The organism is Gallaecimonas zhanjiangensis (assembly GCF_057624825.1).
The window spans coordinates 3,773,714-3,785,139 of record NZ_CM172603.1; the positions used below are offsets into that span (position 1 = coordinate 3,773,714).

The 11,426-nt window shown below is 60.9% G+C and carries 8 protein-coding genes; all 8 read right to left on the reverse strand.

The genetic code is table 11. The annotated features are described in order from the left end of the window. Nucleotides 1-701: 701 nt before the first annotated feature. Genes tldD through AC22G1_RS17915 form a run of 8 tightly spaced genes read right to left on the reverse strand, consistent with a single transcriptional unit; the run spans nt 702 to nt 11,330 of the window. Complete coding sequence (gene tldD, locus AC22G1_RS17880) at nt 702-2,150, reverse strand: metalloprotease TldD (protein ID WP_487314553.1); 1,449 nt, start codon at nt 2,148-2,150, stop codon at nt 702-704. Next, entirely contained in the window at nt 2,150-2,980 is an 831-nt protein-coding gene (locus AC22G1_RS17885; RefSeq protein WP_487314554.1) for a carbon-nitrogen hydrolase family protein, read from the reverse strand. The genes tldD and AC22G1_RS17885 overlap by 1 nt, the downstream gene beginning before the upstream one ends. Next, nucleotides 2,977-6,837 carry a YhdP family protein gene (locus tag AC22G1_RS17890; RefSeq protein ID WP_487314555.1) on the reverse strand — a complete coding sequence of 1,287 codons (3,861 nt, stop codon included), beginning with the start codon at nt 6,835-6,837 and terminating at the stop codon, nt 2,977-2,979. Before AC22G1_RS17890 ends, AC22G1_RS17885 begins: the two co-directional genes overlap by 4 nt. Further along, nucleotides 6,837-8,306, reverse strand: coding sequence for a ribonuclease G (gene rng, locus AC22G1_RS17895; RefSeq protein WP_487314556.1), 1,470 nt, complete (start codon nt 8,304-8,306; stop codon nt 6,837-6,839). The genes AC22G1_RS17890 and rng overlap by 1 nt, the downstream gene beginning before the upstream one ends. Continuing rightward, nucleotides 8,303-8,884, reverse strand: coding sequence for a Maf family protein (locus tag AC22G1_RS17900; RefSeq protein ID WP_487314557.1), 582 nt, complete (start codon nt 8,882-8,884; stop codon nt 8,303-8,305). The genes rng and AC22G1_RS17900 overlap by 4 nt, the downstream gene beginning before the upstream one ends. Before the next feature lie 2 nt (nt 8,885-8,886). Continuing rightward, a complete protein-coding gene (gene mreD, locus AC22G1_RS17905; RefSeq protein ID WP_050659051.1) occupies nt 8,887-9,357 on the reverse strand; it encodes a rod shape-determining protein MreD in 471 nt (156 codons plus the stop codon). Continuing rightward, complete coding sequence (gene mreC, locus AC22G1_RS17910; RefSeq protein ID WP_487314558.1) at nt 9,354-10,250, reverse strand: rod shape-determining protein MreC; 897 nt, start codon at nt 10,248-10,250, stop codon at nt 9,354-9,356. The genes mreD and mreC overlap by 4 nt, the downstream gene beginning before the upstream one ends. A 36-nt stretch (nt 10,251-10,286) precedes the next feature. Further along, nucleotides 10,287-11,330, reverse strand: coding sequence for a rod shape-determining protein (locus AC22G1_RS17915; RefSeq protein WP_050659049.1), 1,044 nt, complete (start codon nt 11,328-11,330; stop codon nt 10,287-10,289). Between the last annotated feature and the right edge of the window lie 96 nt (nt 11,331-11,426).

Below are 11,426 nucleotides of genomic sequence, written 5' to 3' on the forward strand. Positions count from 1 at the left end.
TTTAACATCTACGAAAAAAAAAGGAAACAAACACTCTGTTCCAAAAAATTGGCCCGCTTATAAAGCCTGTAAAATTATGCAGGTTGAATTTATATAAAACACAAACCAAACCCTTTCTAAAAGTAACAAGCTTGCCTTTTAAAAGCATCGCTATTAGCGGCTGGACTGACAAACAAGTGGACCAAAAGTCAGTTAGTTCCTCATCACCTTTCCCACTGTCAGGACTTCAGAAAACTGACCGTTGTCACTTCGTAGGCTCACCGTCTGACTAATCAATTGTTGGCAACGGAACATCGAAATCTCCGCATTTTTGAATCATCGGATCACATTTCAGGCTCACTTGGGCACTTATCATGCCATAGGCCTTTATCCTAAAATAAGTTCAGCTAGCGCTGCTATTCACCGTAATTGCCTGATGCTACTCGCCCTTACAAATTCCAATCAACATGCAGTTGCCAGAAGTGAACCCAAATGAAGGGGAATAAGTTTCATAAAAAAATAGAACGACATTGCTCATTTGGCTGAATGTCCTTGATGAGAACGGATGATTGATGAGTGGAGGTAGCACGATAATATGGCGATATTTGCGTTTCACGACAGCTATGTTCAAGCGGGTGACCCCGGTTCTCCCATGCTCATGGTACAAATGGAAAACAAAAGCCGGCACAAGGCCGGCTTTATCTCTATCGAGAGAAAGTCTCTTATTCGGTGCCGCCGACGGTGATGCCGTCGATCTTCAGGGTTGGCTGGCCAACCCCTACCGGCACTGACTGGCCGTCCTTGCCGCAGACGCCGACGCCGGGGTCGAGTTTGGCGTCGTTACCGATCATGGAGATCTTCTGCATCACGTCCGGGCCCATACCAATCAGGGTGGCGCCGCGGATGGGGCGGGTGACCTTGCCGTTCTCAATCAGATACGCCTCGGAGGCGGAGAACACGAACTTGCCGGAGGTGATGTCCACCTGGCCGCCACCGAAGTTGGGGGCGTAGATACCCTTCTCTACCGAGGCTATGATCTCGCCCGGCTCATGCTGGCCGCCCAGCATGTAGGTGTTGGTCATGCGCGGCATCGGCAGGTGGGCAAAGGACTCACGGCGGCCGTTGCCAGTGGGGGCAACCCCCATCAGGCGGGCGTTGTGCTTGTCTTGCATGTAGCCTTTGAGGATACCGTCCTCGATAAGGATGTTTTCCTGGGTCGGGGTGCCTTCGTCGTCGATGGTCAGGGAGCCGCGGCGGTCCTTGATGGCACCGTTGTCCACCACGGTCACGCCCTTGGCCGCCACCTGCTGGCCGATTCGGCCACTAAAAGCGGAGCTGCCCTTGCGGTTAAAGTCCCCTTCCAGGCCGTGGCCAACCGCTTCGTGCAGCAGTACGCCGGGCCAGCCATTACCCAACACCACCGTCATCTGGCCGGCTGGCGCCGGGGTGGCGTCGAGGTTGGTGAGCGCCATGCGCACCGCTTCGCGGGCATAACCCAGGGCGCGTTTTTCGCCGCCGTCGTTTTGCAGGAAGTAGTCGTAACCGAAGCGGCCACCACCGCCACTGCCACCCCGTTCGCGGCGGCCATCTTTTTCCACCAGCACCGACACGTTAAAACGCACCAACGGGCGGATATCGGCGGCCAGGGTGCCGTCGGAGCCGGCAACCAGAATTTCTTCATAAACCCCGGCCATGGACACGATCACCTGGGTGACGTGGCTGTCGAGCTTGCGGGCGAACTGATCCACTTCCCGCAACAGGGCCAGCTTGTCCAACTGGCTGATGCTGTCCAGCGGGTTAAAGGCGCCGTACAGGCCCTTGGCCTGCACCGGGGTGGCAATCTTGATTTGCTGGTTGCCACCACTGGCGGCAATGGAGCGGGCGGCGGTAGCGGCGTCTTTAAGGGAGCCCAGCTCGATATCTTCGGCGTAAGCAAAGCCGGTTTTTTCGCCGCTGATGGCCCGCACCCCGACACCGCGCTCGATGTTGAAGCTGCCGTCTTTGACGATGCCGTCTTCCAGCACCCAGGACTCGTGGGCCGAGCCTTGGAAGTACAAGTCGGCATAATCCACCTGATGCTGGTGAATAAGCCCCAGGGTTTGTTCAAGGCGGGCCTGGTCGAGGCCGGCCGGCTCCAGCAGGCTGCCGGCAACAGTAGAGAAAAGGCTCATCACGACTCCTTGGGCGGTACGATGGCAAAGCGGCGATGCGTATCCAATGGCATCCGCTCCCGTACCGCCTCGGTTAATTTGTGGTCAAGGCTGGCACTGATGCTGCCTTCCCCGAGTCCCAGCTCTTCCAGTACCTGACCCCAGGGGTCGACGATCATCGAGTGGCCCCAGGTCTCGCGGCCATTGGCATGGACGCCGCCCTGGTTGGCGGCCACCAAATAGCACTGGCCCTCGATGGCGCGGGCCCGGCACAGCACTTCCCAGTGGGCTTCTCCGGTGCGGGCGGTAAAGGCGGCCGGCAGCACCAGTACATTCACTTGCTGCTGGCGATACCAGGCAAAGAGTTCGGCAAAGCGCACATCATAACAGACCGCCACTCCAACCCGGCCAAAGGGGGTGTCAATAACGGCAGGGCCGGGGCCTCCAACGGTGGTGGCCGACTCCAGATAGGTGCCAGTGGCGTCGGCCACCTGCACGTCAAACATGTGCATCTTGTCGTAACGGGCCCGGACCTGGCCTTGGTCGTCAATCACCAGGCAGGCGGCGCCAAAACGCTCCGGGTTACCGCTTAAGATGGGGAAGGTGCCGGTCACCATCCATACCCCGTATTTTTTACACAAATCCTTGAGGGCATCCTGGATGGGGCCGCTGCCAAAGGTCTCGGCTACTCCCAGTTGCTCCCGGTCCTTGCCGCCGAAATAGGCAAAGCATTCTGGCAACACCACCAGCCGGGTGGTGCGGGCCAGGTCGGCCAACTGGCGCTCAACCATGGCCAGGTTGTCGGCGACATTGGGCACAGACACCATCTGCAGGGCGGTAACAATACTCATGAATGGGGCTCCTGGGGAGGATTGGGATTGCTCTTGACGAGGGTAGCAGGCTTTTCGCCGCTGCCGGCAGCGGCGCTACCTGCCGCCGGCGGCTGGCCGCCTTCGGGCTCGCCATTGTTGCCATCGTCCGGGGGTTTGGGCAAGGGGACAGAGCCTTTGGAGCGAGACACCTCTTCGAGATGGGGGTTGTCGATGGTGCCGGTCAGGTTAAAGCGAATTTCGGTGACCACGTCGATCACCGGGCCAAAAATTTTGGTCAGGGCATACACCGCCACCCCGGTTACCGGGGTGACCGCAAAGGCGGCCAGCACCGGCAGGTTGCCGGTAACATTGGGCTTGAAGCTGATGTCGTAGGCGAGGTTGCGGTTAACCAAATCGGTCCAGCCGGTGGCGTTCATGTCCCCCACTACGCCGTCCATCTTGATCTGGTTGGAACGCAGCACCCCTTTTTTCAGCTCGCCGGAGGCGGTGATGTTGTCAAAATAGAGGCCCTTGTCAAAGAGATCCCGAAAATCCAGGGCCAGCTTTCGGCGCAGAGAATCAAAGCTAAACACGGTGAGCAACCGAGCGCCTTTGTCGGATACGTCGGCCACGTAGCCCTGGCCCAGCTTGGCGCTGACCTTGCCATCGACATTACCCAGCTCAAAATCCTGGGGGCCGCCCGGCCAGCTCATCTGCACCTCCCCTTTAGCCGGGGCGTCACGCAGGCTCGATGCCATGCCCATGCCGTCGAGGTACTTGCCGATATCGTCCACATCCAGTTGCAGATCCAAGTCGGTGTAATTGCCCTTGGCCAGCCATGTGCCGGAGCCGGAAATACCGCCGCCCGCGCTTTGCTGCTTGATAACGGGCAGCAGCAGGTCGTCGCCCTGGCCGCGCCCTTCTGCCGTCAGCTCGCCCAGTTTCACCCCTTGGATGGTGCAGCTGGTGCAATGGAACTTAAAGGGCGGAATGTCGGCAGGGCTCAGGCTACTTGGCGCCTTTTGCTCTTGCCCGGCTTCCGGGGCAAGGGAAGCAAGGTCGACCCGGTCGAGGTTAATCAGCAGCGGGTCGATGCCCCAGCGGCTGGGTAGCCACAACGAACCGTCCAGCTCCTTACTGTTGATGCTGAGCTTCCAGGCATCGGTTTGGCGCTGGGCCAGGGCCGAGACGCTGTTCAAGGTATGGCCGTAACTCAGCACCTTCTGGGCGTTGAGCTGTACCTGGGTCAGCGGCGGCAGCAGGCCCTCGCCTTCACCGCCTTGAATGCGGGTCAGCACATTCATCCAGTCCTGCTGGTCGATAGCCGAAACCCCAACGCCAATGCGACCCTGGCCGGGCGCCGGGTCCGGCAGCGGCGCGTAGCCCACGCCCAGTTCCCAGTTCTGCACCTTGCCGTGGGCAAAGAGGCTGCGGGCGATGGCCCTTTTACCCAACGCCAGGTTGATCACCACACCGCTGTCGCCGCCGCTGGCATTGACCGTCAGCGGCCAGGCCTCGTCGGCGGATTTATTGGCCGGGAAGGGATAAGGGCTGGCAATGCCTTTGAGATCGCTCTTGGCATTGATTTTTAAGTCAAAATCATTGGCTTTTATGAGTAAATCAAGGCGCCCGGCCCAGCTGCTTTGGCCGGTCAGTTGCCACCAGGGCGCGGCGATCTTGGTGGTGTCAAAGCGGCCACCCAGATCCAGCCCTACCTTGTAGCCAAGCTTGTCGTCGCCCCCCTTGAGGGTGAGGCTCAGCGGCTGCTCATAAAGCTTGGCCTGCAGGCCGGTGGCGGCAATCTTGTCGTTGTCAAAACTGAGCTGGCCCTTCACGCCGGTGAGGTTGAAGGCGTCCAGCACCCGCACTGTGTTGTCGGCAAAGTTCACCTGGCCCTTGGCTTCTACCTGCTCGGCGTTATCCAGGGGAATGGCAAGGCTCAGGTTGCCGTCCAAGGCGCCACTGACCTCAAGCTTGCCAAGAGCAGCGCCCACCGAGTCAGCCAGTGGCGAGGCGTTCATCAAGGCCGCCACATCGGGGCCCTGGGTGTGGGTGTCGGCGTGAATGCCAAGCAGCGGCTGATGGCCGAGGTTGGGGATGTCGGCGCTGAGGTTAGTTACCGGCACCGCCAGCAGCTGGCCTTTGTCGGCATAGATGTTCATGGCGGCATCGTTAAAACGGGCCGTGATATCGGGGCTATAGAGGGCCGGCCAATGGCTGTCGAACAGAAAGTCGAGGTCGTGGATGCGGGCTTCGGCCAGGAAGGTGCCGCTGTTGTCAGCGTAGGGGAAATGGCCAAAGGCCCCTTGCCACAGCACCACACCCTGGGCCTTGCCGCCTTTAAGGGCGCCATTTAAGTAGTCGGCAACCTGATGCGGCATGGCGGTGAGCGGCAGGTAATCTCCCACCTTGGCCACGGTGAGCTTGCTGACCTCGGCGGCCAGGGCCATGCCGGGCTCGGCTCCCAAATCCACTTTGCCCCGGGCAGTGACCGCCAGGTCTTCGGTGCCCAGCGCCAGGGCGCCGGTGCGAAGCTGCCAGCCGCCCTCGCCGTTAAGGAGCCACAAATCGCCCTTTAACTCACTCAAGGCAAAGGGCGCACGAAAATGCGGGCCTGGGTCAATCTCGACCTGGCTGTCGTTAAAACGGGCCAGGCCCTTATCACCCGCCCAGGACAGCTTGAGCTTGAGGTCTTTCACCCCGGGCAGCTCGTCCTTGGCGTCCCAGTTTAAATCGACGCTGGCATCGCCAGAGAGCACGTAATCCTGGTTAGCCGCCAGATAGAGGTCACGAATATTGCCATTGGGTTTGGCCACCGCCAGCCAGTGCTTGAGCGGCGGCGGCAGACCGCGCCAGAGGTTCAGTAGCGGCGTCAGCGGCGCCAGGTTCAACTGCTGGGCGTAGAGGAGATGGTCGTGGCCCTGCTGGCGAAACTGCATGGGGCCTAAATCCCAGGGTTTGCCGTCGGTGCTGACATCAGCCTGGCGGCTGTCCAGTTGCCAGCCGCCCTGGGTGGCGTTGAAGGTCAGCACCCAGCTATCGACTTTGATGTCGTGGCGGTCAAAGCGCAGGCTGCTGTCGCGCAGCAGCATCTGGCCACCCACCACCCGGCCTTTTTCGAAATCCAGCCACAGCCGGGAGTTGACGGTGCCCCGCTGCACGGTGAGGTAATCGCCAAGGAAGGTGTTAACCCAAGGGTCTAGGTGCAGGTCCTGAGCGTCCACAAAGAGGCGGGCGTCGAGGTCTTCCATCCGCGACTCAAGGCCGTAAAGGTCGAGGATAAAGCGCACCTGCTGCTCGCCGTATTCGCGGATGCTGGCATAGCCCACCGCCTGGTGGCGATACCGCCCCCCGAACCACGACACCTTGCTTATCTCAACAGTCCTTGGGCCATAGCGCGACGGCAGCTCCAGTTGCGAGTGGGTGAGACTGGCCTGGGTCAGTTGTTTGAGAAACAGGGCTTCGAGCTGGTGGCGGTTGATGGCGCTCTGGCTGGCGTCGTCGTTCTTGGGCCAGCGCTTAAGTTTGAGGTTCAGGCCGTCGGCGTTCAAAAACGCCAGTTTTGGCTCCATGGTAAAGAGGCTTGCCCAAAAGCGCAGCCCCACCGACAGGGTCTTCACCTTGAGGTTAAGATCGCCGCTGTCGTCGGTCAGGGTCAGGTCATTGAAGGTAAAGCTGGGGCCCAGCCCCTGCCAGTCGCCTTTGGCTTCGCCAATGGCCAGATGCAGGCCCATGCGGCTGTTGGCTTGTTCCACCAGCCAGGGGCGCACGTCGTCCAGGCGGTGCACCAGCAGCCGGGCGCCGGATACAAGCAGAGCCGCCACCAGCAACAATATTGCCAGCAACAACCACAACTTGCGGGCCAGCCAGCCCAACACCGCCTGCACTGCGGCCACTACATCATCACCACGTCGAACTGATCCTGGTTATACAAAGGCTCGCCTTGGATTTTCACCTGCTTGCCCATAAAGACTTCCAGTTCGGCAAGGGCGTGGGATTCGTCGTCGGTGAGGGCTTCGGCCACCTGGGGCGAGGCATAAACCACGAACTTGTCGGCATCATAAGCCCGGTGTACCCGCAGGATCTCCCGAAGGATCTCGAAACAGACCGTCTCCACCGTCTTCACCCGGCCGCGGCCATGGCAGGCCGGGCACTCGCCGCAAAGGATGTGTTCGAGGCTCTCGCGGGTGCGCTTGCGGGTCATCTCCACCAAGCCCAGGGCCGAAAAACCGTTGACCGAGGTCTTGGCGCGGTCTTTGAGCAGGGCGTGCTCCAGGCTTTGCAGCACTCGGCGGCGGTGGTCTTCATCGAGCATGTCGATAAAATCGATGATGATGATGCCGCCGAGGTTACGCAGCCGCAGCTGGCGGGCGATGGCCTGGGTTGCCTCAACGTTGGTGTTGAAGATGGTCTCTTCCAGGTTGCGCCGGCCCACAAAGGCACCGGTGTTGATGTCGATGGTGGTCATGGCCTCGGTCTGGTCGATGATGAGGTAGCCACCGGATTTCAGCTCTACCTTGCGGTCCAGCGCCCGCTGCACTTCGTTTTCCACATCGAACAAATCGAAGATGGGCCGCTCCCCAGAGTAATACTCCAAAACTTTGCAAAGTTCGGGGACAAATTCCTCGCAGAAGGTCATCAGGCTTTCGAAGGTGAGCTTGGAGTCAACCCGGATGCGGTCCAAATCGGTACCGACAAAGTCGCGCAATATGCGGTGGGCCAGGCTCAGCTCTTCATAGAGCATGCTGCGGGTGGTGTGGCGGGCGCGGCGTTCCTCGATTTTCTTCCAGAGGCGGCGCAAAAAGGCGGCGTCTTCTTTAAATTCCCGCTCCCCTACCCCTTCGGCGGCGGTGCGGACAATAAAGCCGCCAGCGCCGTCGCAAAAAGGCTCCACCAGATCTTTAAGGCGGGCCCGCTCTTCTTCGTTTTCGATGCGCTGGGACACCCCCACATGGGTGGCGCCGGGCATAAACACCAGATAGCGAGACGGTAAGGTGATGTCGGTGGTAAGGCGCGCCCCTTTGGTGCCAAGGGGGTCTTTGACCACCTGCACCACAATATCCTGGCCTTCGTGAACCAGCCGGGCGATATCGCCGGTCTGGAAGGGGCGCAGGTCTTCTTCGTCCAGGCCGCTGCCGGGAGGGATGATGTCGGAGGCGTGCAGGAAGGCGGCTTTATCCAGGCCAATGTCTACAAAGGCGGCCTGCATGCCCGGCAATACCCGGCTAACCCGGCCCTTGTAGATGTTGCCCACCAGGCCGCGCTTGGCCGCCCGTTCGATATGCAGTTCCTGCAAAATGCCCGTTTCCACCAGGGCCACCCGGGTTTCGGAGGGCGTGGTGTTGATCAGCAGCTCGGCACTCATTTGGTCTCCTTGCCCAGAAACTGGTTGAGCAGTCGCTCTGTCTCCATCAGAGGTAAGCCTACCACGGCAAAATAACTGCCAGACAAATGGCTGACAAAACGCCCGCCTCGACCCTGGATGCCGTAGCCACCGGCCTTGTCGGCCGGCTCGCCGCTTTGCCAGTAAGCGGCAATTTGTGGGTCGCTAAGGGGCTTGAAGGTCACGGTGCTGGTCACCACCTGGGAGAGGGTGCGGCGGCCGTCAGAAAAGGCGATGGCGGTGTGGATAAAATGGCTGCGCCCCGACATGGCCCGCATCATGCGCGCCGCGTCTTGCTCGTCTACAGGCTTGACCAGCAATTGGCCGTCCAGTTCCCCGAGGGTGTCGGAGCCCAGCACCGGCAAAGGCTGAGGCGCCAGCGCCGCGCCGGCTTCGGCCTTGGCCCGGGCCAGCCGCTCCACCAGTGCCAGGGGCGACTCGCCGGGTAGCGCCGACTCGTCCACATCCACCGCCAGCACCTCGAAGGGGAGGTCCAGCAAAGCCAGCAACTGGCGCCGCCGCGGTGACGACGAGGCCAGGTAGAGCGCCGGGGCCGCCATGGTCAGCGGATCCTGAAGCGGCGACGCAGACGGCGCAGCAGCGGGAACAACCAGAACCACATGGCGGCGCTGGTCAGGGCCGGCCAGAAGTAGCGGCCGGTGATCACCACGTCGTTGGTGAGGTGCTCAACCCAGAACACCAGCAGCAGCTTGGCCGCCACCAGAATCACCACCACCCCGGCCTGTTGCCAGACCGGAAAATTGCGCACCCGCTGAAAATTCATGGTGGCCACGTAGGTCACCAGGGTCAGGGCCAGGGCATGCACCCCGAGGGTGGAGCCGAGCATGATGTCGATCATCATGCCGCACAGCCAGGCGATACCCACGCTCACCCGGTGGGGCAGCGCCAGGGTCCAGTAAAAAATCACCAGCAGCACCCAGTCGGGGCGGAAGGCGTCGATACCCAGCGGCAGCGGCAAGATGGCCATCACCATGGCCACCAGCAACGACAGGGCAATCACCAGGCTGCTCATGGTTTGTCTCCCTCGGGCTTGGCGGCATCGGCAACCGGAGCGCTTTTAGGCGCCGCAACCGGCGCCGGCTCAGCCTGGCCTGGCCAAATCAGCAGCAGGTAGCGAATGCGGTCAAGCTGGGCCAGGGGCTGGGCCAGCACCCGGGCAAAGGGTTTGCCTTCATCCGAGAACACCGAGGTGACCTTGGCCACCGGGTAGCCTTCGGGGAAGCGGCCGCCAAGGCCGGAAGAGAGCAGCAAGTCGCCCACTTTGATGTCGGAGCGGTGCGGCACGTGGCTCAGACTCAGCTCGTCCAGCTGGCCGGTACCGGCAGCGATGGCGCGAATACCGTTGCGGGCTACCCGCACCGGCACCGCGTGGGTGGCGTCGGTAATGAGCAGCACCCGCGCCGAGCTTGGCCCGACACTCACCACCTGGCCAATCAGGCCCTGGGCGTCCAACACCGGCTGGCCTTCATAGACGCCGTCGCTGCGGCCACGGTTGATCATGATCTGCAGGCTGAAGGGGTCCGAGTCCACCGTCATTACCTCGGCCACCAGTTTGCGGGCGTCGGTACGGGGCTGGGAGCCCAGCAAGGAGCGCAATTGGTTGTTCTCCTGCTCCAAAAAGGCCAGATGCTGCAGGCGCTCGGAGGTTTCCAGCAACTGTTCCTTGAGGGCGGCGTTTTCTTCCTTGAGGTGGCTGCGGCTGGTCAGCTCTTCAGAGCCCCAACGCAGCAGCCGCGAGGGGCCGTCCGCCAGGTACTGAACGGGGGTCACTAGCGAATTCAAGTAGAAACGGGCCGCATCGAAACGATGTTGCCAGTGGTCGAGAAAAATAATCACAAAGGACACCACCACCAACAGCAGCAACCGCCACTGCAGCGAAGGGCCTCTCGAAAAAATTGGCTTCATAAGGCAAGAAGGGGCGCCCTTGGGCGCCCTGGTTCATTATTCTTCGCTGAAGATATCGCCGCCGTGGAGATCGATCATCTCCAAGGCCTTACCGCCACCGCGGGCCACACAGGTGAGCGGGTCGTCCGCAACCACCACCGGAATGCCGGTTTCTTCCATCAGCAGGCGATCCAAGTCTTTCAACAGTGCGCCACCGCCGGTGAGCACCATACCGCGCTCGGAAATGTCAGAGGCCAGCTCCGGCGGGCACTGCTCCAGCGCCACCATCACCGCGCTGACAATACCGGTCAGCGGCTCTTGCAGGGCTTCGAGGATCTCGTTGGTGTTGAGGGTAAAGCTGCGCGGAACCCCTTCGGCCAGGTTACGGCCACGCACTTCGATTTCCACCATTTCGTCGCCCGGATAGGCCGCGCCAATCTCGTGCTTGATGCGCTCGGCGGTGGCTTCACCAATCAGTGAGCCGTAGTTGCGGCGCACGTAGTTGATGATGGCTTCGTCGAAACGGTCACCACCGATACGCACAGAAGAGCTGTACACCACGCCGTTCAGGGAGATAACCGCCACTTCGGTGGTACCACCACCGATGTCCACCACCATGGAGCCGGTGGCTTCACTGACCGGCAGGCCGGCGCCGATGGCGGCGGCCATGGGCTCTTCAATCAAAAAGACTTCGCGGGCACCGGCGCTCATGGCCGATTCGCGGATGGCACGGCGTTCCACCTGGGTGGCCCCTACCGGCACACAGACCAGCACCCGAGGGCTGGGCTTTAAGAAATTGTTCTCGTGCACCTGTTTGATGAAGTGCTGCAGCATCTTCTCGGTGACGTAGAAGTCGGCGATCACGCCGTCTTTCATGGGGCGGATAGCCTTGATGTTACCCGGTGTACGGCCCAGCATTTGCTTGGCGGCATGACCCACTGCGGCAACAGACTTGGGACCACCGGCGCGCTCCTGGCGAATGGCGACCACGGAGGGCTCGTTGAGGACAATGCCTTTGTCACGAACGTAAATCAGAGTGTTGGCGGTACCGAGATCGATGGAAAGATCGTTGGAAAAGAGACCACGGAGTTTTTTGAACATGAGGAAGGCCGATCCTGTCTTTGCGCAAACGGATGCTTTGTTAATCGGCTAACTTTACCAACCGCCTTGTTTATCCACAAGCAAGGCGGCGCCACC

Bases quoted from the DNA above. Each gene is read 5' to 3' on its own strand.
- tldD (WP_487314553.1), bottom strand. From the start codon at position 2,150: ATGAGCCTTTTCTCTACTGTTGCCGGCAGCCTGCTGGAGCCGGCCGGC.
- AC22G1_RS17885 (WP_487314554.1), bottom strand. From the start codon at position 2,980: ATGAGTATTGTTACCGCCCTGCAGATGGTGTCTGTGCCCAATGTCGCC.
- rng (WP_487314556.1), bottom strand. From the start codon at position 8,306: ATGAGTGCCGAGCTGCTGATCAACACCACGCCCTCCGAAACCCGGGTG.
- AC22G1_RS17900 (WP_487314557.1), bottom strand. From the start codon at position 8,884: ATGGCGGCCCCGGCGCTCTACCTGGCCTCGTCGTCACCGCGGCGGCGC.
- mreD (WP_050659051.1), bottom strand. From the start codon at position 9,357: ATGAGCAGCCTGGTGATTGCCCTGTCGTTGCTGGTGGCCATGGTGATG.
- mreC (WP_487314558.1), bottom strand. From the start codon at position 10,250: ATGAAGCCAATTTTTTCGAGAGGCCCTTCGCTGCAGTGGCGGTTGCTG.
- AC22G1_RS17915 (WP_050659049.1), bottom strand. From the start codon at position 11,330: ATGTTCAAAAAACTCCGTGGTCTCTTTTCCAACGATCTTTCCATCGAT.